General features: G+C 56.9%; 22 protein-coding genes. 6 read left to right on the top strand and 16 right to left on the bottom strand.

The window, feature by feature from the left end; genetic code table 11:
• Positions 1 to 25: 25 nt before the first annotated feature.
• Entirely contained in the window at positions 26 to 1,552 is a 1,527-nt protein-coding gene (locus tag MOQ06_RS11630) for a YdgA family protein (RefSeq protein WP_176610499.1), read from the bottom strand.
• Positions 1,553 to 1,651: 99 nt separating this feature from the next.
• Positions 1,652 to 2,827, bottom strand: a complete 1,176-nt coding sequence (gene manA, locus MOQ06_RS11625) for a mannose-6-phosphate isomerase (protein WP_242173065.1) — start codon at positions 2,825 to 2,827, stop codon at positions 1,652 to 1,654.
• A 199-nt stretch (positions 2,828 to 3,026) separates the two neighbouring features.
• On the opposite strand from manA, the gene fumA reads away from it, so the two are divergent.
• Positions 3,027 to 4,673 (top strand): class I fumarate hydratase FumA, encoded by a 1,647-nt coding sequence (gene fumA, locus MOQ06_RS11620; protein WP_176610497.1) that lies wholly within the window; start codon positions 3,027 to 3,029, stop codon positions 4,671 to 4,673.
• 146 nt (positions 4,674 to 4,819) lie between these two features.
• Entirely contained in the window at positions 4,820 to 6,214 is a 1,395-nt protein-coding gene (fumC, locus tag MOQ06_RS11615; RefSeq protein WP_193356184.1) for a class II fumarate hydratase, read from the top strand.
• Here fumC and tus read toward each other — a convergent pair whose 3' ends face one another.
• The 5 genes from tus to rstA all read right to left on the bottom strand — a co-directional run bounded on the left by tus (position 6,215) and on the right by rstA (position 10,714).
• Positions 6,215 to 7,144, bottom strand: coding sequence for a DNA replication terminus site-binding protein (gene tus / locus MOQ06_RS11610; RefSeq protein WP_242173063.1), 930 nt, complete (start codon positions 7,142 to 7,144; stop codon positions 6,215 to 6,217). It abuts the gene before it with no gap.
• Positions 7,145 to 7,218: 74 nt separating this feature from the next.
• Positions 7,219 to 8,517 carry a two-component system sensor histidine kinase RstB gene (rstB, locus tag MOQ06_RS11605; protein WP_242173060.1) on the bottom strand — a complete coding sequence of 433 codons (1,299 nt, stop codon included), beginning with the start codon at positions 8,515 to 8,517 and terminating at the stop codon, positions 7,219 to 7,221.
• A gap of 207 nt (positions 8,518 to 8,724) precedes the next feature.
• The gene (gene iraM / locus MOQ06_RS11600) at positions 8,725 to 9,093 is read right to left on the bottom strand and encodes an anti-adapter protein IraM (RefSeq protein WP_148418846.1); all 369 of its coding nucleotides are present in this window, start codon (positions 9,091 to 9,093) and stop codon (positions 8,725 to 8,727) included.
• A 308-nt stretch (positions 9,094 to 9,401) separates the two neighbouring features.
• Positions 9,402 to 9,662 carry a hypothetical protein gene (locus MOQ06_RS11595; RefSeq protein ID WP_148418844.1) on the bottom strand — a complete coding sequence of 87 codons (261 nt, stop codon included), beginning with the start codon at positions 9,660 to 9,662 and terminating at the stop codon, positions 9,402 to 9,404.
• A gap of 335 nt (positions 9,663 to 9,997) precedes the next feature.
• Positions 9,998 to 10,714 (bottom strand): two-component system response regulator RstA, encoded by a 717-nt coding sequence (rstA, locus tag MOQ06_RS11590; protein WP_148418843.1) that lies wholly within the window; start codon positions 10,712 to 10,714, stop codon positions 9,998 to 10,000.
• Positions 10,715 to 10,843: 129 nt separating this feature from the next.
• On the opposite strand from rstA, the gene MOQ06_RS11585 reads away from it, so the two are divergent.
• Positions 10,844 to 11,179, top strand: a complete 336-nt coding sequence (locus MOQ06_RS11585; RefSeq protein WP_032670034.1) for a GlpM family protein — start codon at positions 10,844 to 10,846, stop codon at positions 11,177 to 11,179.
• On the opposite strand, the gene folM is transcribed toward MOQ06_RS11585, so the two are convergent.
• The 3 genes from folM to ydgH all read right to left on the bottom strand — a co-directional run bounded on the left by folM (position 11,176) and on the right by ydgH (position 14,450).
• Positions 11,176 to 11,898 carry a dihydromonapterin reductase gene (gene folM, locus MOQ06_RS11580; RefSeq protein WP_193356179.1) on the bottom strand — a complete coding sequence of 241 codons (723 nt, stop codon included), beginning with the start codon at positions 11,896 to 11,898 and terminating at the stop codon, positions 11,176 to 11,178. The genes MOQ06_RS11585 and folM overlap by 4 nt on opposite strands.
• A 39-nt stretch (positions 11,899 to 11,937) precedes the next feature.
• The gene (locus tag MOQ06_RS11575; protein ID WP_176610488.1) at positions 11,938 to 13,320 is read right to left on the bottom strand and encodes an amino acid permease; all 1,383 of its coding nucleotides are present in this window, start codon (positions 13,318 to 13,320) and stop codon (positions 11,938 to 11,940) included.
• Positions 13,321 to 13,505: 185 nt separating this feature from the next.
• The gene (gene ydgH, locus MOQ06_RS11570; protein ID WP_148418838.1) at positions 13,506 to 14,450 is read right to left on the bottom strand and encodes a DUF1471 family protein YdgH; all 945 of its coding nucleotides are present in this window, start codon (positions 14,448 to 14,450) and stop codon (positions 13,506 to 13,508) included.
• 535 nt (positions 14,451 to 14,985) lie between these two features.
• On the opposite strand from ydgH, the gene pntA reads away from it, so the two are divergent.
• From pntA to MOQ06_RS11555, 3 genes are all read left to right on the top strand, one after another.
• Positions 14,986 to 16,515, top strand: coding sequence for a Re/Si-specific NAD(P)(+) transhydrogenase subunit alpha (gene pntA, locus MOQ06_RS11565; protein ID WP_032673495.1), 1,530 nt, complete (start codon positions 14,986 to 14,988; stop codon positions 16,513 to 16,515).
• Positions 16,516 to 16,525: 10 nt separating this feature from the next.
• Positions 16,526 to 17,914 (top strand): Re/Si-specific NAD(P)(+) transhydrogenase subunit beta, encoded by a 1,389-nt coding sequence (gene pntB, locus MOQ06_RS11560; RefSeq protein ID WP_148418834.1) that lies wholly within the window; start codon positions 16,526 to 16,528, stop codon positions 17,912 to 17,914.
• A 107-nt stretch (positions 17,915 to 18,021) separates the two neighbouring features.
• On the top strand, positions 18,022 to 19,134 hold the full coding sequence (locus MOQ06_RS11555; protein WP_148418832.1) for a mechanosensitive ion channel family protein: 1,113 nt from the start codon (positions 18,022 to 18,024) through the stop codon (positions 19,132 to 19,134).
• Positions 19,135 to 19,172: 38 nt separating this feature from the next.
• Here MOQ06_RS11555 and uspE read toward each other — a convergent pair whose 3' ends face one another.
• From uspE to MOQ06_RS11525, 6 genes are all read right to left on the bottom strand, one after another.
• Entirely contained in the window at positions 19,173 to 20,123 is a 951-nt protein-coding gene (gene uspE / locus MOQ06_RS11550) for a universal stress protein UspE (protein ID WP_148418830.1), read from the bottom strand.
• Positions 20,124 to 20,260: 137 nt separating this feature from the next.
• Positions 20,261 to 21,013 (bottom strand): fumarate/nitrate reduction transcriptional regulator Fnr, encoded by a 753-nt coding sequence (fnr, locus tag MOQ06_RS11545; protein WP_014070017.1) that lies wholly within the window; start codon positions 21,011 to 21,013, stop codon positions 20,261 to 20,263.
• Between the two features lie 183 nt (positions 21,014 to 21,196).
• Positions 21,197 to 21,712, bottom strand: a complete 516-nt coding sequence (gene ogt, locus MOQ06_RS11540; protein WP_148418829.1) for a methylated-DNA--[protein]-cysteine S-methyltransferase — start codon at positions 21,710 to 21,712, stop codon at positions 21,197 to 21,199.
• 10 nt (positions 21,713 to 21,722) lie between these two features.
• The gene (abgT, locus tag MOQ06_RS11535; RefSeq protein WP_242173058.1) at positions 21,723 to 23,249 is read right to left on the bottom strand and encodes a p-aminobenzoyl-glutamate transporter; all 1,527 of its coding nucleotides are present in this window, start codon (positions 23,247 to 23,249) and stop codon (positions 21,723 to 21,725) included.
• A 41-nt stretch (positions 23,250 to 23,290) separates the two neighbouring features.
• On the bottom strand, positions 23,291 to 24,736 hold the full coding sequence (locus MOQ06_RS11530) for a M20 family metallopeptidase (RefSeq protein ID WP_242173056.1): 1,446 nt from the start codon (positions 24,734 to 24,736) through the stop codon (positions 23,291 to 23,293).
• Entirely contained in the window at positions 24,736 to 26,046 is a 1,311-nt protein-coding gene (locus MOQ06_RS11525; RefSeq protein ID WP_242173053.1) for a M20 family metallo-hydrolase, read from the bottom strand. Before MOQ06_RS11525 ends, MOQ06_RS11530 begins: the two co-directional genes overlap by 1 nt.
• Positions 26,047 to 26,161 lie beyond the last annotated feature (115 nt).

Below are 26,161 nucleotides of genomic sequence, written 5' to 3'. Positions count from 1 at the left end.
CCCCTCAATGAGGGGCTTGGGTCGATTACTGCTGCGGTACCGCCGGCGGCACTGCCGGGGCAGCCGGTTCCGGCATGCCCAGGGTCGGCATACCAAACATGCCGACAAAGTCTTCCAGCGGCATTTTGTCGCCGTTAAGCGTTACCTGCCCGTTGGCGTATTGCAGGCTGGTGGAGATAGTGTTGTCTTCCACCTTCGTGATGCGGAACATCTGGCCCATCGCCGCCAGGCCTTTCACCTGCTGGTTCGCCAGCTTGCCTGCATCATCCTCACCGTAACCCTCAAGCTTCGCAATCTGCGTCATGAACTCGGTCGCCATATCCATCGGGATGGTGAGCTTGCTGTCGAGCGACTTCACGCTGCGGTCAACTTCCTGTGCCAGCGTCTGCGGCTCACCGGTGGCGGCCGCCGGATCCTTCAGGAACAGGGACAGGTTAAGGTTGGTTTCGCCCTTCGCGTTTTTCCAGCTCAGCGGCGCTACGGTAATAACCGGTTCGCCTTTCAGCAGAACAGGCAGGTTATTAAACAGCACCGCCATGGCCTGCTGCTGGTAAGCCTGCGGGTTCTGCTGCAGCGCGGCATCGGTCAGCAGGGCCTGGCTCTCTTTGCTGTATTTCTGGCTAAACTCGTGCCACGCCTTGCCGTCAATATTGCCGATTTTGAGCGACAGTTTGCCGGTACCCAGGTCCTGGTTCTGCACCTTCAGGCTTTTCAGGCCGTAATCCAGCTGGGTATTGATGCTTTTACCGTCTTTGGAGACGTCGGACTTGCCGTCCAGCTCCATGCCTTCCAGCACGGCCATCTCTTTGCCCTCAATCGCAATGGCGATTTTGTCGAGGCTCAGCTTCTGGTCACCAATACGCTCGGCAAAATCGGTCATACGGCTGTTGCCGCTCGCTTTAAGGTTGTTAAAGGTGAGCTGGACCTTCTGGTTGTACTCATTGACTGAGTTAACCAGGCCGCTTTCCGCCTCGCCGGTCAGCGAGACGTTTTTGCCGTCGCGATCGGCATCAAGCTGGAAATTACCGCCGCTGAAGGCGACCTTGTCGGTGCCTTGTTCGTAATTCAGCGCTTTCAGGTCGATATCAGAGCGCGTGTCGCCGGCATAGCTGATGCGGGTATTAATCTCAAACGGAGATTCATTTTTCGCCATGTCGAAAAGCGGCTTCGTCACGTCGTTATTCACCAGCACGGTTCGGGCCGACGCCATGGATGGGATCAGGTTAAACTTTTTCAACTGCGCCAGCGGGAACGGACCGTGGCTGACCACTTCATCCAGCACGACGCTCTGGCCCGGCTTCAGCCAGGCATTCTGATTCCCCGCCACCGGCTTCACCACCACCTGCATATGGCTGGTAAACACGCCACGCTGGTAGTTCTGGTAGCTCAGCTCCAGGCCTGCTTCAGGCGCGCTGCGCTTAATCTCGCTGTTTGCCTGCGCCATCATCTCTGCCAGACGGCTTTCCAGCTGTTTCCCGGTATACCAGGAAGCACCCGTCCAGATCGCGCCTAAAGCAACAATCACTCCTACCGCTACGACCGATTTTTTCATTGCGATTATCCCTAAAATGAAACCAGGCGGTGAAAACCGCCTGGTGTTACAACGCCTGTTACTAGCTTAGCAAGAGTTGTTAAAAAATTCAGTAAGTCCCTAAAGCTTATTAAAAACGCGCGCCAGGCGGCCGGTGCCGCTCACCAGGACAGGCGACTCGTTTGCCGGAACAAAGGCGGATTCGCCCGGCCTGAGCACCAGGCGCTGGTCGTCTTTGCGCAGCGTCGCTTCGCCATCCACGCAGAACAGGATCGCCGCGCTCTCCTGCGCAACGGTAGCTTCGGCTGCGCTGAGGTCATGCAGGGCGAAGGCAAAATCGTCTACCGGGATAGGGAAATCCAGCTCTGCGCCATTTTTTACCGGCTGAGTAAGCAGCTCACCGGCAGGTTTAGCCTCGAACTTCACGTTGGCAACCAGCTCAGGGATGTCGATGTATTTTGGCGTCAGGCCCGCGCGCAGCACGTTATCGGAGTTGGCCATCACCTCCAGCGCCACGCCGTTCAGGTAAGCGTGCGGCGTTTCGGCGAACAGGAACATCGCTTCGCCCGGGTTGAGCTTCACCACGTTCAGCAGCAGCGGAGAAAACAGGCCGCTGTCGTCCGGGTAAAACTCGGAAATCACGCGAATGGTGTCCCACGGTTCTCCCTGCTGGCCTCTGAGGGCCGCTTTCAGCACCGCCAGCGCGTGGGATTTTTCCTCTCCCTGCATGCTGAGCAGGCTGGCAAATAGTTCGCTCAGCGCGTCTGCGTCCGGGTTTTCCAGGAAGTGGGCGATAGCCTTGCTGGCCCCGGCGACCGGTTGCAGAAGGGAGACAATCTCGGAAAACTCACGAAACGCGTTCATCGCCAGGAAAGGGGTAAGGGCAAACACCAGTTCCGGCTTGTGGTTGGGATCTTTGTAATTACGCTCTGCGGCGTCCAGCGGAATACCGGCGGCATTTTCTTTGGCAAAGCCGATTTCGGATGCCTTCTTGTTCGGGTGAACCTGAATGGAGAGCGGCTGGTCGGCGCACAGCACCTTAAACAGGAACGGCAGCTCGCCAAAGCGGTTCGCCACCTTACTGCCGAGCAGCGCGGTTTTGTCGGCATCGATCACCTCGCGCAGGCTGCGGGCCTGGCCGCTGGCATCTTCAATTTTTGAGCTGCTCTTCGGGTGCGCGCCCATCCACAGTTCTGCCATCGGCAGGTTGTTTGGGTTCGCGATACCGTAGAGATCCGTTAACGCAGTTTTACTTCCCCAGGCATAGTTTTGCACCGAGTTGATGAGTTTTTGCATTATCAAGCCCTGATTCAAATGTGGAATTAACTGCGCGTATTAAAGCAATAAACCGAATGGAAGTAACCTGCGGATGTAAAAAGTCGTACTAGTCTCAGTTTTTGTTAAAAAATTGTGTAGGATAAGCTGACTCGCTTTTAAGCCGGGCAGCGGAACATCTGCCCTGAATAAACAGACCGAAGCAGTAAGTGAGAGAACAATGTCGAATAAACCCTTCCATTATCAGGATCCTTTCCCCCTCAGCGAGGATCGGACCGAGTATTATCTGTTAACCCGCGATTACGTTTCTGTCTCTGAGTTTGAAGGGCAGGAGATCCTCAAAGTTGACCCGCAGGCCCTGACGCTGATGGCGCAGCAGGCCTTCCACGATGCGTCCTTTATGCTTCGTCCGGCGCATCAGCAGCAGGTTGCCGATATCCTGAGCGATCCGCAGGCCAGCGAAAACGACAAATACGTCGCGCTGCAGTTCCTGCGTAACTCGGATATCGCGGCGAAGGGCATACTGCCAACCTGCCAGGATACCGGCACGGCGATCATCACCGGCAAGAAGGGCCAGCGCGTCTGGACCGGCGGCGGTGACGAAGCGGCGCTGGCGCACGGCGTCTACAACACCTACACCGAAGACAACCTGCGCTATTCGCAAAACGCGGCGCTGGACATGTACAAAGAGGTCAACACCGGTACCAACCTGCCGGCGCAGATTGACCTCTACAGCGTCGACGGCGATGAGTACAAATTCCTCTGCATCGCCAAAGGCGGCGGTTCGGCCAACAAAACCTATCTTTACCAGGAAACCAAAGCGCTGCTCACCCCGGGCAAGCTGAAGAACTATCTGGTTGAGAAGATGCGCACTCTCGGCACGGCCGCCTGCCCGCCGTACCATATCGCGTTTGTGATTGGCGGCACGTCCGCGGAAAGCACCCTGAAAACCGTCAAGCTGGCCTCAACCAAATACTACGACGGCCTGCCAACCGAAGGTAACGAACACGGCCAGGCGTTCCGCGACGTGCAGCTTGAGCAGGAACTGCTGACCGAAGCGCAGAATCTGGGGCTTGGCGCGCAGTTTGGCGGCAAATACTTCGCGCACGACATTCGCGTGATCCGCCTCCCGCGCCACGGCGCGTCCTGTCCGGTCGGGATGGGCGTCTCGTGCTCTGCGGATCGTAACATCAAGGCCAAGATCAACCGCGACGGCATCTGGATCGAAAAGCTGGAAAACAACCCGGGCAAGTATATTCCGGAAGCGCTGCGCAAAGCGGGTGAGGGTGAAGCGGTACGCGTTGACCTGAACCGCCCGATGAAGGAGATCCTGGCGCAGCTGTCGCAGTACCCTGTTTCAACGCGCCTTTCGCTGAACGGGACGATCATCGTGGGCCGCGACATCGCCCATGCGAAGCTGAAAGAGCGCCTGGACAACGGTGAAGGGCTGCCGCAGTACATTAAAGATCACCCAATCTACTACGCGGGCCCGGCGAAAACGCCAGAAGGGTATGCCTCCGGCTCGTTGGGCCCAACCACCGCGGGCCGCATGGACTCGTACGTTGACCAGCTGCAGGCCAACGGCGGCAGCATGATCATGCTGGCGAAGGGCAACCGCAGCCAGCAGGTAACGGACGCGTGCCACAAGCACGGTGGTTTCTACCTCGGCAGCATCGGCGGCCCGGCAGCGGTGCTGGCGCAGGGCAGCATCAAGAGCCTGGAATGCGTGGAATACCCGGAACTGGGCATGGAGGCTATCTGGAAAATTGAAGTGGAGGATTTCCCGGCGTTTATCCTGGTGGATGACAAAGGAAACGACTTCTTCAAACAGATCCAGTCATCCCAGTGTTCGGCGTGTGTGAAGTAACCTGAAAAAAGCCGGGTGGCGGTTAAGCGTCAGCGCCACCCGAGATACTAAAGAGCGCACAAAGCGCCATATCGTTTCTCAGAAGTCATCAATACTTATCCCTTAAGCATGTGAGCAATCCCGACAGCGTTATCAAGGAGAAAGTAATGACAACGGTACGCCATGAGAAAGACTCTATGGGCGCAATCGAGGTTCCGGCCGACAGGCTATGGGGCGCGCAAACCCAGCGTTCGCTGGAGCATTTCCGCATTTCAACCGAGAAGATGCCCGTCTCGCTAATTCAGGCGCTGGCGCTGACCAAACGCGCCGCTGCCAAAGTGAACCAGGATCTGGGCCTGCTGGACGCCGAAAAAGCCACGGCCATCATCCGCGCCGCCGACGAAGTGCTGGCGGGTAAACACCCCGACGAATTCCCGCTTGCCGTCTGGCAGACCGGCTCCGGCACCCAGAGCAACATGAACATGAACGAGGTGCTGGCGAACCGGGCAAGCGAGCTGCTGGGCGGCGTGCGCGGCATGGAGCGCAAGGTACACCCGAACGATGACGTTAACAAAAGTCAGAGCTCCAACGACGTGTTCCCGACGGCGATGCACGTGGCGGCGGTTATCGCCATCCGCGAACAGCTCATCCCGCAGCTCAACGTCCTGAAATCCACGCTTAATGAAAAAGCGCAGGCCTTCCGCGATATCGTTAAAATCGGCCGTACGCACCTGCAGGACGCCACCCCCCTGACGCTCGGCCAGGAGATTTCCGGCTGGGTGGCGATGCTGGAGCATAATCTTAAGCATATCGATGGTAGCCTGCCGCATCTGGCGGAGCTGGCGCTCGGCGGGACGGCGGTCGGTACTGGGTTAAACACCCATCCCGAATACGCGGCGCGCGTGGCGGACGAGCTGGCGAAGATCGCCGGGCAGCCGTTCGTAACCGCGCCTAACAAGTTTGAAGCGCTTGCAACCTGTGACGCGCTGGTCCACGCGCACGGCGCGCTGAAAGGGCTGGCCGCCTCCCTGATGAAAATTGCCAACGACGTGCGCTGGCTGGCCTCCGGCCCGCGCTGCGGCATCGGCGAAATCAGCATCCCGGAAAACGAGCCGGGCAGTTCCATCATGCCGGGGAAGGTTAACCCCACCCAGTGTGAAGCCATGACCATGCTCTGCTGCCAGGTGATGGGCAACGACGTGGCGGTTAACATGGGCGGCGCGTCCGGTAACTTCGAGCTTAACGTCTATCGCCCGATGGTGATCCACAACGTACTGCAATCGATCCGTCTGCTGGCAGACGGCATGGAAAGCTTTAACGAGCACTGTGCGGTGGGCATTGAGCCAAATCGCGAGCGGATCGGCCAGCTGCTGAATGAGTCCCTGATGCTGGTAACGGCGCTGAACACCCACATCGGCTACGACAAAGCGGCCGAAATTGCCAAAAAAGCGCACAAGGAGGGGCTGACGCTAAAAGCCTCGGCGCTGGCGCTGGGCTACCTGACGGACGCCGAGTTTGACGCCTGGGTCCGTCCGGAGGCGATGGTCGGCAGCCAGACGTAATCATCCCGCCACGTACAGGTGCAGCCGCGGAATAATCAGCTTAAGCGGCTGCGCCTGGGGCTTATAGCGATGCTGTACGTTTTCGGCATCGTAGTTAAGCAGCTCCCCGATGTCCGGCACCACCGCACCGCGATCGGCGTCGTAAAGCGCTATCAGCGGCGTCGGGCAGGCATACTGCACCTGCTTTTGCTGCCCCGCATACCAGACGCGGGCGATAGGCTGTACCTTTACGGGACGTTTTATCTTCAGATGAGCATCCGCCGGCAGGGAGGCAATGCTGTGGTACTCCTGCTCCAGCCGCTCAATCCACTGTTCCCGCGACCAGGGGGCGACCGTACGCGGCGCCTTCAGGCTTTTCTCCAGCTGCGCCAGGATCTCATCGCGCGTGAAATTTTTAATGATGTGCTTATTCGCCCAGCCGAAGCGCAGCGTGGCGGGGTGGTTCAGCACCGTCAGCGTGCGGTAGGCGTTCAGGGTTATCAGCCCGGGAAGCTGACGATGCACCCACTCAAAACGGGCAGCCGGTGCCAGCCCGGATTCAACGGTCACGATCTTCTCGAAGTCTGCCTTCAGCGCATTAATATGCGCAATTCTGGCCTCCAGCGCCTCACGCGACGCGGTGTCCGTCTGCAGGCAGATGACGCCGGGCAGGCGCACGGCGGCCTTGCTGCTGCGGTTTTCGGACTGCTGCTGGATGAACAGGCGGCGATAGTGCTGCAACGTCAGCTCAAGCGCCGCGCTGCCGATATGCTGCGTCACCTCAATGGTGTCCAGCGGATCGTGTTCCGCCCCTTTCGCCACCTCGGGCAGGGAGAAGACGCGCGCGGCCAGCAGGCGACAGCCCTGTAATTCTGCCGTCAGGGTGAGTAATTCCTGTTCTATTTCCCAAAACGTGGCGTTCAGCCTTTCGATGAGGTCGTAAGTTGCCATGGCAGCCCCTAATTAGTTACAACATACTGATGGTATAGCACAGCACGCCGGGTCAGGCCAGCGTGCGGTGAAGGTCAGGCAGGAACGGGAAGGGGAATGTTGTGGTAGATCGGCCAGCTAAAGACGAAGCGGGCGCCGCCCAGTTCGCTCTCTTCACAACGGACCGAGCCGCCCATCTCCTGGGCAATGGAACGGACAATGGCCAGCCCCAGACCGCAGCCGCCGGTGGCGCGGTCGCGGCTGGGATCGAGGCGCACAAACGGCTCGAAAACCTTTTCCCGTTCTGACGGCTCAATGCCGGGCCCATCGTCTTCCACGGAGAGGTTCGCCTGGCTTCCCTGTAAATCTAAGCGAATACGCAGCGTGGTCTCGCTGTACCGCATGGCGTTATTCATCAGATTATCCAGCACGCGTTCCATCAGGCGCATGTCCAGCGCGCCGTAATCGCCGGGTTTAATGACCGTCAGCAGCCTGCGCTGTGGGTTAACGCTCTGCACATCGGTGATGTGTGTCTGTAACCAGGCAGGGAGATCCGGGGTGCTGAGGTGCAGCTCGTTCTGCGGCCGGTCGAGGCGGGCATAGGTCAGCAGCTCTTCAATGAGCGCTTCAAGCTGGCCGATATCCCGGTTGAGCGCCTGCGATTCAGCACCGGTCAGGTTCTCGCTCATCTCCAGACGATAGCGCAGACGCACCAGCGGCGTACGTAGCTCGTGAGCGATGCCGTCGATCAGCTGCTTCTTGCTGGCTATCAGGGCGTTGATATTATCGGCCATCTGGTTGAAGGCGATGCCGAGACGCTCAAAGCCGGATCCGCTGTCAAAGTGAATACGTTCGGTAAGATGACCCTCCCCGAAACGCTGCGCGGCGGATTCCAGCTTCAGCATGTCCTGCCAGTGCGGCCGCATCCAGATGAAAACCGGGAGCGCGAGCGAGATGGCAATGAAGGCGAGCAGGGCGAGATCCAGCAGGCGCATCTGGTGCAGATAATAGAGATAGGGCACGGGGCCGACGGCCAGAACGTAATGGCTACGCGGGATTCGCTGTATAAAAGTATACTTCTCGTCCAGCGCCACGATGTCTCCGTCCCGCAGGCGCTGCATTGCTGGCGGCTCCAGATCGAAATCCTTGATGGGCTCAATGCGCAGATCAAACGACAGGTTAAGGTCCAGCTCTTTCATCGTGCGCGCCCAGTCGTGCGGGGGTATTTCACGCAGCTCGCTGCGCATCAGGTAGAGCGAGCTTTTCATCAGGTCGTCAAGGGACTGCCTGCCCGCGCGCTCGGCAGTGAACTTATAAACCAGCCCGACCAGCATGGTCATCACCAGGAAGCAGACAAACAGCAGAAGATAAAACTGTACAAACAGCTTTTTCATTAAAACCACCAGCACACTACGCGGAAAGTATTTCAGCGTTCACACCCCAACAGTATTGCTATGAAAGCAGGGTTTAACCGTGCTGACAACACCGTAACGGCTCATCGTTGACTTCATTTACAGGATGACGCCATAAAGGAAAAGCCCTGACTCATTAGAATTTCTCATTGAATCAGAGCGTTGTAATCGCAGTGAGAAGTTACGGATTTAATGATTACGCCGTAATCCTATTATTAGAGGATTAGTGGTAAAACCGTGAGGGCATTTGCGCGCGTTACAGTGTATTGAATATGCACAGTCTTCAGTTTCATTATCTTTATTAAAAGGGCAGGACATTTTATTTTTTATCTCGTTCCATAATGCCTCCCGGTACGGCGAAACGTTATAAAGTGATATCGGACTAAATTCCCCGTTAATGAAAATGCCATTTTTTGTTGGATGAATTCTGTCGCCCGGCACTAAATAAATATCACTTTCGTACCATATAATCAGCCTTATTAATTTCATACCAACGATGCATGAGTAAACAATGCCTGTGTTTGGGCAGATCACAGAACTTAACACTCGCCATGCCATTACGGGTTCCTCAGATTAGGATTATAAGCCTGTAATTTTGTTTAGCACGGGATTTCAATTTGATCAATCTTGTAACCTATTGATATTGATCGTTATTTTTATTATGTTTGGATAATTCCTTTTATTTCAAGGAGGTAATCCTTATCAGCCTAAGGGTTTTTTTTGAGTTTTTTTTATGAATGATGATTTATCGGTTAAATTTTGATCTGGATTGGGGTTTAACAATAGTGAAGAATGTTGAAGAACTATCCGTAAGCATCATTGCCATTACGCCGGAGAACATACCGTAATGGCAAGGCTCAAAATATTTAAATTGCGTCTCCGGGACGTTTCAGTTTGGCTATCAGGTTTTCCGTAACGGACAGGCCTTCTGCGATATTCGCATCTATAACAGAAATACCAAATTCGTTGATTAATTCAAGGAGCGCTTCGTAGGTCTGGATCAGTTTCAGAAGATTAAAGATGGCTTTTTGGTCGTGCGGGGTGGGTAGCGGATGGTGAGTCGCTGACTGATGAACAATCCATTCAAGATTGGTTTTGATGCTATCTACATCATCGTAGCTATACATATTTCATGGGCTTAAATCCTCATTTCAAGATTTTTTTGAGAAGAATGGCTTTCAACGTCACTGTTAGAAGCGTTGCACTACATTAGAAGCACTGATGATTGAGTAGAGATAGGGCGATCTGCAGTAGCGGCTCCTGGCCGATTACGCTACCGCTGGCATGACCCGTGAAGAATGGCGCGAGGCGTGTAGGTCAATTATGAGCCTTCTTGCCGCGATAGCAAGAAAACTCTTACATAAAATTCGCTTAGTCGGGAATAAGGCCGAGCGATACCCGGCTTTCGAACGAAACGGGAAGCCGGGGCAGCACAACGTGCTTTTTCATCAGCGGATGTAGATCAGGTTTCCCACGCGTGCGGAGCAAACAGGTAGCCCTTGTTACGCACGGTTTTAATGCGGTAGGGCTCGGTGGCGCTGTCCTGGAGCTTTTTTCGCAGGCGAGAAATCGCCACGTCCACGCTGCGATCCATGCCGTCGTAGCTTACGCCGCGCAGGTTTTTCAGCAGCGCATCACGATCCATGATTTGCCCGGCGTGGGTTGCCAGTTCCCACAGCAGGTCAAAATCTGCCGTCGAGAGCGAAATCTGCTCCCCGGCGAGCATAACCTGACGGTTGACGGGATCGATAGACAGCGTGCCGAACCGCATCGCTTTATGCGGCGTTAACGAGCCAGCGGGCGCGTCACGCTCGGCGCCGGCACGCTGGCGAAGGTGAAGGCGCAGGCGGGCCAGCAGGACCGCCGGAGGCGTGGTTTTGAGTATGTAGTCATTGGCGCCCATCTCAAGCGACAGAATATGGTTCATATCGCTGTCGAGTGAGGTCAGCAGCACGATTGGCCCGTCCCACTTCGCCCGCAGATCGCGGCAGAGCGTCATGCCATCTTTACCGGGCAGCATGATGTCCAGCAGCACCAGATCCGGGTTTACGCGGGTGACGACGTCCTCTGCGCGGTCGCCGCGAGGCTCAACAATCACGTCCATATCATGTTTACCCAGGTAAGCGGCGATTAATTGCCCCACTTCTGGTTCATCTTCTACATAAACAATCTTATTCATACTGCATCTGTTATCGCGAAAAATGCCAACATACACCGCACAACGTTAACCTTCCATTAATCTTTCTCAATTAGCCAGAGTTCCGTTATTCTGCGTATCATTGTTATTTGATTGTTAATGGGAAAAAGCATGGGGCTGGTGATAAAAGCCGCGCTTGGTGCGCTGGTGGTGCTGCTGATTGGTGTGCTGGCTAAAACCAAAAATTACTACATTGCCGGGCTGATTCCGCTTTTCCCGACCTTTGCGCTGATCGCCCACTATATTGTGGCCTCCGAGCGGGGTATTGAGGCGCTGCGCGCCACCATCGTCTTCGGGATGTGGTCAATTATTCCGTATTTTATCTATCTGCTGTCGTTGTGGTACTTCACCGGCTTTCTGCGTCTGCCCCTGGCGCTGGGCGGAGCGGTGGTCTGCTGGAGCCTCAGCGCCTGGGTGCTGATCTTCTTCTGGAGCCGCTTTCACTAGCGCAGCGGACGGCCTCCGTCCACGGCAAAGGTTCGGCCGGTGACGTAACAGCTGGTCAGCAGATAGTCGATCAGGTCGATAATCTCTTTCTCGCCGGGCGCAATTTTCATTAGCGACTTGTTGAGCGCCTGCTGACGATACTCCGCGTCGTCGCCCTCGTTGAACAAAATCATTGCCGGCGCAATTGCATTGACCTTTACCTCGGGCGCCAGCCTGCGTGCAAACGATCGCGTCATGTTATCCAGAGCAGCTTTGCTGGCCGCGTAGGCGATGTGCTTGTCGCTTCCTCGCTCCACCACGTAATCGGTGAAGTGGATGATGTCGCCCGCGGCATGGCCGTGCCCGCGCAGCAGATCCTGCAAGGCATGGTTGAGCAAGTAGGGGGCATTAACGTGGATCTGCATCATGCAGGCGAGCGTTTCGCTGAGCGAGTGGCCTGCTTTTTCAGGAAGCCAGGTGCTGGCGTTATGAATAACCGCCCTCAGCCCGCTGGTGGTCGATTTCACTGCTTCCGCAAAGGCGAGGATGCCCTCATCCGTTGAAAAATCCGCCTGAATGCATACGGCTCCGGCGTTTCTCAGCCCTTCAATGGAGGGATATTCCGTGCGGTAACTGACAATGACCGGATGGCGAAGATTGAGGAAGTGATGGGCGAGGGCGAGGCCGATGCGGCGGCCTGCGCCAGTGATCAGTATTGGGCGTTGCTGCGTATGTCCCATCGTATTCTCCTTTTCAGTTCAACAATGGGACAGGCGGCGCTATCCCATTAACATCCACGTTGCCGGTACGGCAGCGACTAACAGCATACCTATCAACACCATTTCGCGGCGCTGAAGGGCATTCTCCAGCTGATGCGTGCGGCGAGCATAGATGAACACCAGCAGGCCTGGCGCGTACAGCACCACGGACAGCAGCAGATGCATCGGCCCGGAAGCATACAACAACCATAGCCCGTAAATACAGGCGCCGACGCCCACCGCATAGTGTGCCGGACGGGTCGCAATTTTTAACAGATATGCGCCCACTAAGAAATAGGGTACCAGAATCATCTCGGAGGCGATGGTCAGCAGCGTGTTATAGTCTGAACCTGTGAGCCAGATCAGCACCAGACAGACCTGTACGCTGATGTTGGTGAGCCACAGCGAGGCGGAAGGCGCGCTGTTTTTATTCTGACGCGCAAAGAGGCGCGGGAATGCCTTATGGGTGGCGGCCAGGAACGGGACTTCCGCGGCCATAATGGTCCAGCTCAGGTACGCTCCGCAGACGGAGACAATCAGGCCCGCCGCGATAATTACGTCGCCCCACGGGCCCATCATTTTCACCATCAGCCCGGCCATCGACGGGTTGCGCATTTCCGCCAGCTCAGGGCGCGCCACCACGCCGAGCGACAGCAGCGTCACCAGCAGATAAACGCCCAGCGCCGCCAGCACGGCCAACAGCGTGGCGCGTCCCACGTCGCGCTTGTTACGCGCTCGTGCGGAGACCACGACGGCACCTTCTACGCCGATGAACACCCACAGGGTGATCAGCATGGTATTTTTCACCTGCTCCCAGACGGGAACCCCCAGCGCAATCCCGCTGAAGTCGAGGTTAAACACGTCCAGGCGGAAGGCGAGAAAGGCCAGCACGACGAACAGGCCAAGCGGCACCAGCTTGGCCAGCGTCGCCACCAGGTTGATGCTGGCAGCGGTCTGGACGCCGCGTAAAATCAGCCAGTGAACGATCCACAGCAGTACCGAGGCGCCGACGATGGACTGCCACGTATTGCCGTCGCCAAACAGGCGCAGCTCGGGCGTATCGGTAAAGAAACTGAGCGCCGAAAAGACAATAACCAGATAGGAGACGTTGGCGATCACCGCGCACAGCCAGTAACCCCAGGCGGAGCAGAAGCCAATCAGCTCGCCGAAGCCTTCGCGCGCGTAGGTGAATATGCCGCCGTCCAGATCCGGTCGGATGCGGGTCAGCAGCAGCATGGCGAACGCCAGCAGCAAAATTCCGGCACCGGTTATGCCCCAGCCGATCAGCAGCGCGGCAGGGCTGGCGACGGCGGCCATATTCTGCGGCAAACTGAATACGCCCGCGCCCAGCATTGAGCTCAATACGAGTGCAGTTAAAGCACTCAGGCCAAGTTTCTTTTCCATTGGCTTCCTGTTATGAAACGTCCAAACCCAGAATAATTATTTCGCTAAGGCGCATAAAAATGGTGGATCACACTAAGGCGCGGGATTTTACGGAGTGTCACGAACGCATGCAATGACGTGTGGCAGAAATCAGAAAAAAAGTAACAAAAAAGGCGGCACGGTGCCGCCTTTATGAAACCGTTTTGTTACTTATACAGATCGGCGCTGATGGTCATGTTGTTACCACGTTCCTGCCACTGGCGGGTAATGTGATAGTACTTCGCGCCTTTCTTCGCAGCGCGCTTCGCCACCTGATAGGAGATCTCGGTCATATTGCCGTAGTTGCCGGTAAACTTGATGCTGTCGAACGGAACCATCTGCGCGGCAGTGGCTTTGTTCAGCTCTTCAATTTTAGTGCCGTCCGGTAACGTGACGGTGTAACGGCCACCCTTCGTGGATTGCGTCTCAAAGAAACGACCCACCTCAGCGCTTGGTGCAGCAGAGGTTGCTACGCCCGGAATTTCAACTTTCTTCGCTTCTTCACCACCCTTCGCTAACGCCGCGCGTCCGGCTTCAGAATTCGCAGGAATGGCATCCGGGCTTTGTACTACGCGCTTTTTCGCATCCTGCTTATAGATGAACGCGGTAATGCGCTGGTTGCCGCCCTGGTTGGCATCAACCTGGCGCACGATATAGAAAGCGTAAGCGCCTTTTTCACGCGCGGCTTTGGTGATGACATCGTTAACTTCTGGCTGGCTGCGGTAGAAGCCCTGAACGGTGACGGTGTCGTACGGTTCCAGCTGAACGGCCTGATCTTTCGGCAGCTCAACGATGCCGTTAATCACGCGGTTTTTCTGCTCATCTGCTTTAGGGGCGTTATCTTTGTACAGCGCAACGGTCACGCGCTGGTTGCCGCTGTTGCCCTGATCGGATTGATCGAGCACGTAAAACGCAGCCGCGCCTTTCTTATCGGCGGCTTTAGAAGCGGCGGCAACGCCGTCGCCGATGGAGTTAAAGCGGCCCACAATGACCGTCTGGTCAAAAGGTTTTAACGCTGCCGCTTGCTCCGGCGTTAACTCCGTCGCGGCATTCGCGGACAGGGCGGTCGCGGAAAGAAGTGCGGACGCCAGGAGTGTGTTCTTAAGCTTCATAAAAATAATCCTTCGCCTTGCGCAAACCATGTACTGGTATTGTTGTTAATTTGAGACGGTCCCGATTATGGCATTGAACACCCGTCGCTGTCTGCGCCATTTTTCACAGCCTGTGCTCACCGAAGCGCCTGATTCGATAACATTTAGTGATATGTGGAAAAAACAGGCGTTTGACAAGCAAAACTGATAAAGCATATGACTTTTACAAGTTAATTTAATGTTAATAAGTTGTTCTCTTATGGCGCTATATCATGTTTTTACCGCTCCGCTTGCGCGAATTATCGGTCATGAAGGTGAATTAAAGGTAAATATCTCTGTCAGTGACCCCGATCGCTTATTTTTCACAGATAAAGTAAGAAATAGTGTTTTCTGGCGGTAGATCGCGGGCGCTATTTTCAGTAGGTTATAGAAAGTTTGTTACTGTTTTATTTTCCGGGGTTAATCATGCTTCGCCGTTATGGTACTGGCGAAAAATGAAGCTAGCCGCGGGCAATTATCGACAAACCATCATCAAAAACCGATGGAAGGGAAAACTATGCGTATTGGGGTACCAAAAGAACGGTTAGCCAATGAAACCCGCGTAGCGGCAACACCGAAAACGGTGGAGCAACTGCTTAAGCTGGGGTTCACCGTCGCGATTGAAAGCGGCGCAGGCAAACTGGCAAGTTTCGACGACGAGGCCTTTATTCAGGCTGGCGCGGACGTTGTGGACGGTGCTGAGGTCTGGCAATCACCCATTATTCTGAAGGTAAACGCACCGGAAGAGAGTGAAATTGAACTGCTGAACGCCGGCACCACGCTGGTGAGCTTTGTCTGGCCAGCGCAAAACCCGGAGCTGATGGAGAAGCTTGCGGCACGCGGCGTCACCGTGATGGCGATGGACTCCGTGCCGCGTATTTCGCGCGCGCAGTCTCTGGATGCGCTGAGCTCTATGGCGAACATCGCCGGCTATCGCGCGATTGTCGAAGCTGCCCATGAGTTTGGTCGCTTCTTTACCGGTCAGATTACCGCGGCAGGTAAAGTGCCGCCTGCAAAAGTGATGGTGATTGGTGCCGGCGTGGCCGGTCTGGCGGCTATCGGTGCGGCAAACAGCCTGGGCGCTATCGTCCGCGCGTTTGACACCCGCCCGGAAGTGAAGGAGCAGGTGCAGAGTATGGGCGCCGAGTTCCTTGAGCTGGACTTCAAGGAAGAAGCGGGCAGCGGTGATGGTTACGCGAAGGTCATGTCTGAAGCGTTTATCAAAGCGGAAATGGCGCTTTTCGCCGCGCAGGCGAAAGAGGTGGACATTATTGTCACCACCGCGCTGATTCCGGGTAAACCGGCACCGAAGCTGATCACCCGCGAAATGGTCGATTCCATGCAGCCGGGTAGCGTCATCGTCGATCTGGCGGCGCAAAACGGCGGTAACTGTGAATACACCGTGCCAAACCAGGTTACTACAACCGCTAACGGCGTGAAGGTGATCGGTTATACCGACCTGCCGGGGCGTCTGCCAACCCAGTCCTCTCAGCTGTACGGCACTAACCTCGTTAACCTGCTGAAGCTGCTTTGCAAAGAGAAAGACGGCAACATCACCGTTGATTTTGACGATGTCGTGGTGCGCGGCGTGACCGTGGTGCGTGAAGGGGAAATCACCTGGCCTGCACCGCCGATCCAGGTTTCCGCTCAGCCGCAGGCGGCCCCGAAAGCGGCGCCCGAGCCAGTTGAGCCAGCGAAGCCTGCCTCACCGTGGCGTAAATACGCCATCATGGCGCTGGTCATCATCCTGTTCGGCTGGCTGGCGGACGTTGCGCCAAAAGAGTTCCTCGGCCACTTCACCGTCTTCGCGCTCTCCTGCGTGGTGGGTTACTACGTCGTGTGGAACGTCTCTCATGCGCTGCATACGCCGCTGATGTCGGTTACCAACGCCATCTCCGGGATTATCGTGGTGGGGGCATTGCTGCAGATTGGTCACGGCGGCTGGATCAGCTTCCTGAGCTTTATTGCGGTGCTGATCGCCAGTATCAATATTTTCGGTGGCTTCACCGTGACTCAGCGCATGCTGAAAATGTTTCGTAAAGGCTAAGGGGTAGCATATGTCTGGAGGATTAGTTACAGCCGCATACATTGTTGCTGCAATCCTGTTTATTTTCAGTCTGGCGGGACTTTCCAAGCACGAAACGTCTCAGCAGGGAAATAACTTTGGTATCGCCGGGATGGCGATTGCGCTGATTGCCACCATCTTCGGGCCGGACACCGGCAACGTGGCGTGGATCCTGGTGGCGATGATCATCGGCGGCGCGATCGGTATTCGCCTGGCGAAACGCGTTGAAATGACCGAGATGCCGGAGCTGGTTGCGATCCTGCACAGCTTCGTGGGGCTGGCGGCGGTGCTGGTGGGCTTTAACAGCTACCTGTACCACGAACCGGGCCTGGAGCCGATTCTGGTAAATATTCACCTCACCGAAGTGTTCCTCGGCATCTTCATCGGTGCGGTCACCTTCACCGGGTCGATCGTGGCGTTTGGCAAACTGCGCGGGAAGATTTCGTCTAAGCCGCTGATGCTGCCTAACCGCCACAAGCTGAACCTCGCGGCGCTGGTGGTTTCCTTTGTGCTGCTGGTGGTCTTCGTTCGTACCGAAAGCGTAGGCCTGCAGGTGCTGGCGCTCCTGGTGATGACCATCATCGCGCTGGCGTTCGGCTGGCATCTGGTGGCCTCTATCGGCGGGGCCGACATGCCGGTGGTGGTTTCCATGCTGAACTCCTACTCCGGTTGGGCAGCGGCGGCGGCTGGCTTCATGCTGAGCAACGACCTGCTGATTGTCACCGGTGCGCTGGTGGGCTCTTCCGGTGCGATCCTGTCTTACATCATGTGTAAGGCGATGAACCGTTCGTTTATCAGCGTCATCGCCGGTGGCTTCGGCACGGACGGCTCCTCTACCGGCTCTGATGAGGAAGTGGGCGAGCACCGCGAGATCGGTGCGGAAGAGACCGCCGAGATGCTGAAAAACTCGCATTCCGTCATCATCACCCCGGGCTACGGCATGGCGGTGGCGCAGGCGCAGTATCCGGTGGCGGAAATCACCGAGAAGCTGCGCGCGCGCGGGATCAAGGTTCGCTTTGGTATTCACCCGGTGGCGGGGCGTCTGCCGGGCCACATGAACGTGCTGCTGGCGGAAGCGAAAGTGCCTTACGACATCGTGCTGGAGATGGACGAGATCAACGATGATTTCGCCGATACCGACACCGTGCTGGTCATTGGTGCCAACGACACCGTTAACCCGGCGGCACAGGACGATCCGCGTAGCCCGATTGCGGGCATGCCCGTTCTGGAAGTGTGGAAAGCGCAGAACGTGATTGTCTTCAAGCGCTCGATGAACACCGGCTATGCTGGCGTTCAGAACCCGCTTTTCTTCAAAGAAAACACCCACATGCTGTTTGGCGACGCCAAGGCCAGCGTGGATGCGATTCTGAAAGCGCTGTAATTCAGCGTCATCCTGACAAACCGCTCTTCGGGGCGGTTTTCTTATTTCTGCGGTCAGCGTTTCTCCTCTGTCTATACTTTACCCTTTGTGTAATACGAGGAGGTGTAATGCAATTTTTGTCCCGCTTCGACATCATAGAGCTGATGATGACGCCAGCGTTCTGGATTGGTGTCGCCACGGTTGTCTTTGTGACGCTGCTGGTGTACTGGCTGCTGACGCGCCTGATCGCGTTCGTTAAGAAAGGCATCACCACCTGGGGCGACAAGCACCCAACCACTAACCGGATGCGCTTTATCCTGACGGATATGCTTAACCGCACCAGCCGCTTCCTGCTTTTTGTGGTGGCGCTGCTCTTCAGCCTGCGTTTCGTTGACTTACCCGATCGCCTTTTTGGCACCGTGAGCCACGCCTGGTTCCTGGTCTTCGCGATCCAGGTGGCGCTGTGGATGGATCAGGGGGTTGTGTCGTGGCTTCGTCACGTCATGCTGGCGCCGGGAAGCCATAAAAACCCGGTTACGCTGGTGATCACGGGGCTTATCCTCCGTGCCATCGTCTGGTCAGTGATGCTGCTGTCTATTCTTGCTAACGCGGGCGTCAACATCACTGCTCTGGTTGCCAGCCTTGGGGTAGGGGGTATCGCTATCGCCCTCGCGGTGCAAACGATCCTGAGCGATGTCTTTGCATCCCTTTCCATCGGCTTTGATAAGCCGTTCGAGATTGGCGATTTTGTGGTGTTCAACGACGTGGCGGGGACGGTAGAGCATATTGGCCTCAAAACCACCCGCATCCGCAGCCTGAGCGGGGAGCAGATTGTCTGCGGAAACGCCATTCTGCTGCAACAGACGCTGCATAACTATAAGCGAATGCAGACGCGGCGGATCGTCTTTACCTTCGGCGTGGCCAGCGATACGGCGCCGGACAAGCTGCGCTCCGTGGGCGAAATGGTGAAGCAGATCATCACGGACGTCGGTGAAACGAAGTTTGACCGCGCCCATTTCCTGGGCTTCGATCGCGATCGCCTGACCTTCGAGGTTGTCCATATCGTCAATACGGCGGATTACAACAAGTACATGGATATTCAGCAGGAGATCAATATCCGTATTCTGGAAGGGCTAAACCAGCAGGAGATCAGGCTGGCGCTGCCGAGCATGGTTCTGCACGCGCCGTGGATGAATGCTGGCGACGAGGCACCACCGCAACGCGTGAGCGAAGCGCAATAAAAAAAGCCCGCCTTACCGGCGGGCTTTCTATTTCTGGATTAGTCGTCTTCCTCATCGTCCAGTTCAACCGGCGTCTGGTACTGGTCCGGTTTAATGACCAACAGGTCGCAGCGCAGATGGTCGATGACCTGCTCGGCGGTATTTCCCAGGAACGCGGCAGAAATACCGGTACGACCGATGGTGCCCAGCACCACAATCCCGGCCTGCAAATGTTCCGCCAGGTCCGGAATAACCTCTTCCGGTAACCCTTTTTCTACGTGGGTCATGTTCTCGTCAATGCTGAATTTCTGGCGCAGCGCCTTCATAGCCAGCAGATGCTGGCCGCGAATCGCGTCGTTATATACGCTCGGATCAAATTCAGGCAGTTCGATGGCGATATTGATTGGCGTAACCGGATACGCCCCCACCAGATGCACTTCGGTGTGGTTTACCTGGTCGGCAAGCTGAAGTGTCTCCTTCACCAGCTTCTCGTTCAGCGAATTGTGATAATCCTCTTCGCTGGCCAGGTTGACCGCCACGACGGCTTTGCCGCCCTCGGGCCACGGCTGATCTTTCACCATCCATACCGGGCAAGGGCATTTGCGCAGCAGGTGCCAGTCGGTTGGGGTGAAGATAACGGATTCCAGCTTGTCGTGCTGGTGCGCCATTTTCAGCAGCAGGTCATGCCCGCCGGCCACCACTTCCTGGATAATGGCTTCGAAAGGCCTGTTATGCCAGACCACTTTGATATCGATAGGAACGCCCGCTTCCAGGTAATATTTCGCCTGCTCGCGGATCCACGCGGTACGCTGGCCGATCACTCCCTGACGCATAGCGGTACGCTCGTCAGGCGACAGAAGGGTGGTCATCTCGTATGAGAAGTCATAAATCGGCAAAAACGCTTTAATTTTGCCACCAATCCGTTGATGTAAATACACAGCACGTCGTAATGCCGGCTGATCGTCCTGGTTAGGATCGATAGCCACCAGCATGTTTTGATACTTTGCCATACAGGTCTCCTTACTACTGTCACCACAGTCTGTAAGTAAAAGAGTAACCTATATATCTTGAATGAAACAGGGGGGAAGTTTTTGCCAGATCAATAATTACGAAAATTTATCGACCTGGCATTCGTTATCCGGGAGGGTTATGCCACGTTGCGGGAGTGACCGGCCAGAACCGCCAGCGCTTCGCCGTTTTCAATGGTGATGTACTTACCTTTAACCGCCAGCATGCCACTCTTCTGGAAACGACCCAACAGACGGCTGATGGTTTCCACGGTCAGGCCCAGATAGTTACCGATATCGCCACGCGTCATGGTCAGACGGAATTCGCGCGGCGAGAAACCACGTTCAGCGAAACGGCGGGAGAGGTTATAGATAAAGGCGGCCAGACGCTCTTCTGCATTCTTCTTGGAAAGCAGCAGGATCATATCCTGATCGCCCTTGATCTCACCGCTCATCAGACGCATCATCTGCTGACGCAGGTTCGGCATCTTACCGGAGAGATCGTCCAGCGTCTCAAACGGGATTTCGCAGACCATAGAGGTTTCCAGCGCCTGAGCAAAGCTCGGGTGATGGCCTGTGCCGATGGCGTCAAAGCCTACCAGGTCGCCCGCCAGGTGGAAGCCAGTGATCTGCTCGTCGCCCTGTTCGGTGATGGTGTAGCTTTTGATGGTGCCAGAACGGATAGCATAGAGCGATTTCAGTTCGTCTCCCGCCTTAAACAGCGTCTGCCCTTTCTGAATAGGCTTTTTGCGCTCGATAATGTTGTCAAGCTGATCGAGTTCGTGCTCATTCAGGGTAAACGGGATACAGAGCTGGCTGATGCTGCAATCCTGGCAATGGATAGCACAACCGCCAGACTGAATGCGTCGTATAATTCGCTTTTCCGGGATCATAGGTTTGCTCAAGCCTTAATTGATATTGGTCAATTTTAACATCTTTTTGGTAAGTACGTAAGCCTGGCAAACCCCCAATAGCGACAAGAGACGGCAACGTGTTGCCATCTCATTGAAATTCCACAGAATGATTAAGGATTATTGGCCTAACCGGAAGAAAATTAAGCACTAAAAGCCTGGGATCTACAGCAGCAGATACCCTTCATGACGCAGCAGCCACTCCTTGCGCTGCACGCCCCCGGCATAGCCGGTCATGGTGCCGTTGCGTCCAATGACGCGGTGGCAAGGCACGACAATGCTGACCGGGTTAGAGCCGTTTGCCGCACCCACCGCGCGCGCCGCGCCGGCACGGCCAAGCTGCTCTGCCAGCTGACCATAGTGCATCACCTGGCCACAGGGGATATTACGCAGCGCCTGCCACACCTCGCGCTGAAAAGGGGTTCCCGCCGTAGCGGTTGGCAGGGTAGTAATGATGCCGAGATCGCCTTCGAAGTAGGCCTTCAGCTTATCGCTTAGCCCGCCCGGATTGCTGGCGGCGATGCGCTCGTAACCCTGGGCGCGATAATGGATGTTGAGCAACTCAACCATCCGGTCGCTGTGTTCTTCCCATTCAACGGCGCGCAGATTGAACGCTTCATCCGCGATAACCCACAGCGGACCCAGCGGCGTCGCAATCTTGTCTTCGAGTAATCTCAGCATCAATATTCCTTCAGTTCAGCCTCGGGTAAATACCCGGCCCAATCGGCAGGCCGACAAGATACCACGCCACCAGCATCACCAGCCATACCCCTAAAAAGATAAGCGGATAGGGCAAGACCAGCGAATAGTAGGTACCCAGTCTGGCCTCCGGCCTGTAGCGTTGCAGGAAGCCCAAAAACAGCGGCACGAAGGGGGAGACGGGCGCCAGCGGGATCACCGACGAGTCGGCGACGCGGAACAGGATCTGGGCGAACGCCGGGTGGAAGCCCAGCATCATAAACATCGGTACAAAGATGGGGGCCAGAATTGACCAGATAGCCGAACCGCTGGCAATAAACATGCACAGCAGGGATGACAGCAGCGCCAGGCCAACAAACGCCGGAACGCCGCTTAACCCCGCCGCCTCCAGCGCGTCCGTCAGGCTAACGGCCATAAACTTGCCCATGTTGCTCCAGTTAAACATGGCCACGAACTGCGCCAGCGGAAACACCATCACAATGAACCCGGCCATCTCTTTCATCGGCTCGATCATCAGGTGCGGCAGATCCCCCTGTCGGCGTATTTTGCCGGTGGCGATGCCGTACGCGAGCGAAACGACAAAGAAGAAGAGGATAATCAGCGGCACAATGCCCTGAATGAAGGGCGAAGGCAGAACGGTGTGCTTAACCGGGTCGCGAAGCACGCCGTTTTCCGGTACCACCATCAGCGCCACCGCCGCGACAAACGCCAGCGAGACGATCCCCGCGACGCGCAGGCCAAACTGCTGCTCTTTGCTCAGCGTCTCCAGCTTTTCATCGCTGCGTCCTTCCCATTTACCCAGGCGCGGCTCGATGATTTTATCGGTAATCAGCCCGCCGACGATCGTCAGGACAATCACCGAGCTGGCCATAAAGTACCAGTTGTCGATCACGCTGACGTGCACGGCGGCGTCGATGGTTTTAGCGGCCTCGGTACTGATGCCGGAAAGCAGCACGTCGGTGGTAACGATCAGCAGGTTAGCGGTAAACCCGCAGCCCACGCCCGCTATCGCCGACAGCAGCCCTGCAACAGGGTGGCGGCCAACGGCGAGGAAAATCAGCGCCCCCATCGGCGGCATGATCACCAGCGCGGCGTCGGACGAGATATGGCTGAAAAAGGCGATAAACAGAACCATGTAGCTGGCGTAGCGCGCGCTGACGTGAGAGGCCATCTTCACCATCAGCGCGGGCAGCAGGCCCACGCGTTCGGCCAGTCCCGCTCCCAGCACCAGCGCCAGAATGGCGCCCAGGGGGGCAAACCCGCTGAAGTTTTTAATCACGTTCGGTAAAAACCAGTGCAGCCCTTCAACGCTGAGCAGGTTTTTTACCGCCACCATGCTGCCGTCGGCCGGGCTGCGCACGCTGACATCAAAGGCCGACAGCACGGCAGTCGCGACCATCAAAATTACAATCAGATAGATAAAAAGCAGGAAAGGGTGCGGCACTTTATTGCCGATCCTTTCAACCCAGCCATAGAGCTTACCGGATGGGGAATGCGAAGGTATGGATGACATACTCATGGGCGTTCCTCGGGACTGTTGTGTTGTTGTGTTGTGTTTTTTTATTTTAAAGGTGACGGCGTCACGCCCGGTGGGATCGGACACGCGTACGGTTTTTCTTGTGTTTGTTGTTCGAACTCTTCACGGCATTTATTCAGCAGGTCGGCATCCTGTAGCAGGTTGAGCGCCGTGGCCCCCATCACTTTTCCGGCCAGCAGCATGCCTTTATGGGCAATGGAGGTACGCCCCTGCGCCACGAGTTGCCAGGTATGCAGCGGCGTACCGACGGTAAAGCAGGGGCTGAAGCACTGGGCGACCGGCATTTTCCAGCTGACGTCGCCCACGTCGGTTGACCCCGCCAGCACGTTGTCGGTGATGGCATAGGGGGCGACTTCATCCACCAGCAGCGTCTCCTGGTGACGGCGTGCAAAGGCTTTACCCGCCTCCCCACCGGTGGCGGCAATATTTTTCAGGCTGTTTTGCAGGTCGTTCGGGGTCAGCGTAGCCCGAATTTCACGGGCGAAGTCCCGCTCCTCTTCCGTCCATGCCGGCGTGCCGTAATGCTGCAACGCGCGGTACATCGCCGCCTCGAGCGTGCGGTTTGGCAGATAGCTTGAGCAGGCTTTATCAAAGCGACACTCGACGGTGGTTTCGGTCATCATCGCCGCGCCCTGGGCGATTTTCTCGATGCGTTCGTAAATCTGCTGCGCATCGGCCATCTCCGGGGCGCGGATGAGGTACAGCACCTCAGCCTGGGCCTGCACCACGTTGGGGGAAATGCCGCCGGTATCGGTAATGGCGTAATGGACGCGCGCTTTCTCAATGATGTGTTCGTTGAGGAAGTTGGTGCCGGTGGTCATCAGCGTCACGGCGTCCAGCGCGCTGCGTCCCAGATGCGGAGAGTTTGCCGCATGGGCCGCGATCCCCTTAAACCGCCAGGCGGCCTGAATATTGGCCAGCGTGCTGACGTTAAACATCCCGGCGAAGGCTTCCGGGTGCCAGGTGACGGCGGCGTCCACATCGTCAAATAACCCTTCACGCACCATGAAGGTTTTACCTGAGCCGCCTTCCTCGCCCGGGCAGCCGTAAAAACGCACCGTTCCGTCGCCGCCGTGCTGCTCCAGCCAGCTTTTCACCGCCACCGCGCCGGCGACGGCAGCGGCACCTAACAGGTTATGCCCGCAGCCGTGGCCGTTCGCCCCCGGCGTGGCGGATTGCGCCGTCGCGCAATGTGCCTGCTGGCTTAATCCTGCCAGCGCGTCGTACTCGCCCAGCAGGGCAACAACGGGCCTGCCGCTGCCGTAGCTGGCAATAAAGGCGTTGGGAATGCCGCCGGCTTCCCGCGTCAGGGTAAAGCCCTCGGCCTCCAGCGCGCCGGCAAGCCGTTCGGCTGACCAGAACTCTTCAAAACGCGTTTCGGGATGATCCCAGATGTCGTCGGCAATATCGGTAAACGTCCGACATCGCGTGTCGATGGCATCGGCGATAAAAGCGTAGTTCTCCTGCATTACACACCTCGCGTCCACGGGAAATTAAGCGCAGCTCGCGCCAGCGTTTCGATGGCAACGTTCATCACCTGCTCATCGAAATCGAATTTTTCGTTGTGATGTCCGGCGCTGAGCCCGGTGCCGAACACCATGTAGGAGGCCATTCCGCCGTTCTGCTGCACGCGGGCCATCATCAGCGTCGCATCTTCGGAGCCGGCAGGCGCGTTGACCCTGTCAATGGCGCGAGCAATGCCGGAAACCTGGCCTGCCTGTTCGCGAAGGTAGTCGACCCAGGCCGGAGAGGGGGCGCTGGAGGTCGCCGCCCCCATCAGGCTTATCTCAGCCGATACGCCGTAAAGCGCCGCTGCGCCGTGAATTACCGCCTGCGCGCGGTCAAAGACGTACTGGTTAATTGCGTCGCTTTCGCCGCGGGTTTCAACCTTAAGCAGCGCGCTGGCGGGCACCACGTTGCGTCCGCTGCCCGCCTGCATCACCCCCACGTTGACGCGGGACGCGCCTTCGCTGTGGGGCGCAATGCCGTGCAGCGCGATAGCGGCCTGGGCCGCCGCGAGCAGGGCGTTACGGCCATCCTCCGGCTTACCGCCCGCGTGTGCGGCGACGCCGGTAAAGCGCGCGTCAAATTTGGTGGTCGCCATAAAGTTATCGCTGCCGCAGACCGCCGTTCCGGCAGGCACGCCGGTCCCTATGTGGATGGCGGTAAAATAGTCCACGCCGTCCAGCGCGCCTGCGGCTACCATGGCGCGCGCGCCGCGCGTGCCCTCTTCGGCGGGCTGGAAGATCAGCCTGACGGTGCCGTTGAGCCGCGCTTCATTCTGCTTAAGCACCTGCGCCAGACCCAGGCCGATGGTGGTGTGCCCGTCGTGGCCGCAGGCGTGCATCATGCCGGGGTTGCAGGAGGCAAAACCCTCGCGGAACGGGCGATGGCTGTCGTCAAGCGCCTCGCTCAGATCAAGCGCGTCCATGTCCACGCGAAAGGCCAGGGTCGGGCCGGGACGGCCGGTATTCAGGGTAGCGACGATGCCGGTGAATCCCCCTTCGAACGGGGCGAGCCATTTCTCGGGCGCGCCCTGCGCGCGGGCCCGGTCAAACTCTCGCGAAAGGGTGGCATCGTCGGGCAACCCCATTCGGCTTTCGGCATCCACCACGTCGCGGCCCATCGCCAGTTCGTAACCCAGCGAGTCGAGGATTTCCGCAACTTTCGCCGCGGTACGAAACTCTACCCAGCCGGATTCCGCAAAATGGTGAAAATCGCGACGCCACGCGCTCAGCTGCGGGGTTAACGTCTGGATGTACTGCGCCAGTGTGTCCATATCTGTTCCTGTCATCATTAAAATATGTGAACTGCTTCACGCTGTGATAGTTTTTACTTATCACTAACCGATTTTTCACAGTTTTAACCGTTCAGGAATTACCCTCGCACATCCC

Origin of the sequence: Enterobacter sp. I4, from assembly GCF_022669095.1 — a bacterium.
GTDB lineage: Bacteria > Pseudomonadota > Gammaproteobacteria > Enterobacterales > Enterobacteriaceae > Enterobacter > Enterobacter pasteurii.
Note: the sequence above shows the minus strand (reverse complement) of the source record. Positions and strands in the feature narration are given on the sequence as shown.

Coding starts and splice junctions, on each gene's coding strand:
- pntA (WP_032673495.1), top strand. CDS start 14,986: ATGCGTATTGGGGTACCAAAAGAACGGTTAGCCAATGAAACCCGCGTA.
- MOQ06_RS11555 (WP_148418832.1), top strand. CDS start 18,022: ATGCAATTTTTGTCCCGCTTCGACATCATAGAGCTGATGATGACGCCA.
- MOQ06_RS11595 (WP_148418844.1), bottom strand. CDS start 9,662: ATGTATAGCTACGATGATGTAGATAGCATCAAAACCAATCTTGAATGG.
- ydgH (WP_148418838.1), bottom strand. CDS start 14,450: ATGAAGCTTAAGAACACACTCCTGGCGTCCGCACTTCTTTCCGCGACC.
- MOQ06_RS11575 (WP_176610488.1), bottom strand. CDS start 13,320: ATGGAAAAGAAACTTGGCCTGAGTGCTTTAACTGCACTCGTATTGAGC.
- fumC (WP_193356184.1), top strand. CDS start 4,820: ATGACAACGGTACGCCATGAGAAAGACTCTATGGGCGCAATCGAGGTT.
- ogt (WP_148418829.1), bottom strand. CDS start 21,712: ATGCTGAGATTACTCGAAGACAAGATTGCGACGCCGCTGGGTCCGCTG.
- tus (WP_242173063.1), bottom strand. CDS start 7,144: ATGGCAACTTACGACCTCATCGAAAGGCTGAACGCCACGTTTTGGGAA.
- MOQ06_RS11585 (WP_032670034.1), top strand. CDS start 10,844: ATGGGGCTGGTGATAAAAGCCGCGCTTGGTGCGCTGGTGGTGCTGCTG.
- fnr (WP_014070017.1), bottom strand. CDS start 21,013: ATGATCCCGGAAAAGCGAATTATACGACGCATTCAGTCTGGCGGTTGT.
- manA (WP_242173065.1), bottom strand. CDS start 2,827: ATGCAAAAACTCATCAACTCGGTGCAAAACTATGCCTGGGGAAGTAAA.
- rstB (WP_242173060.1), bottom strand. CDS start 8,517: ATGAAAAAGCTGTTTGTACAGTTTTATCTTCTGCTGTTTGTCTGCTTC.
- rstA (WP_148418843.1), bottom strand. CDS start 10,714: ATGAATAAGATTGTTTATGTAGAAGATGAACCAGAAGTGGGGCAATTA.
- pntB (WP_148418834.1), top strand. CDS start 16,526: ATGTCTGGAGGATTAGTTACAGCCGCATACATTGTTGCTGCAATCCTG.
- abgT (WP_242173058.1), bottom strand. CDS start 23,249: ATGAGTATGTCATCCATACCTTCGCATTCCCCATCCGGTAAGCTCTAT.
- fumA (WP_176610497.1), top strand. CDS start 3,027: ATGTCGAATAAACCCTTCCATTATCAGGATCCTTTCCCCCTCAGCGAG.
- iraM (WP_148418846.1), bottom strand. CDS start 9,093: ATGGCATGGCGAGTGTTAAGTTCTGTGATCTGCCCAAACACAGGCATT.
- MOQ06_RS11630 (WP_176610499.1), bottom strand. CDS start 1,552: ATGAAAAAATCGGTCGTAGCGGTAGGAGTGATTGTTGCTTTAGGCGCG.
- folM (WP_193356179.1), bottom strand. CDS start 11,898: ATGGGACATACGCAGCAACGCCCAATACTGATCACTGGCGCAGGCCGC.
- uspE (WP_148418830.1), bottom strand. CDS start 20,123: ATGGCAAAGTATCAAAACATGCTGGTGGCTATCGATCCTAACCAGGAC.
- MOQ06_RS11530 (WP_242173056.1), bottom strand. CDS start 24,736: ATGCAGGAGAACTACGCTTTTATCGCCGATGCCATCGACACGCGATGT.
- MOQ06_RS11525 (WP_242173053.1), bottom strand. CDS start 26,046: ATGGACACACTGGCGCAGTACATCCAGACGTTAACCCCGCAGCTGAGC.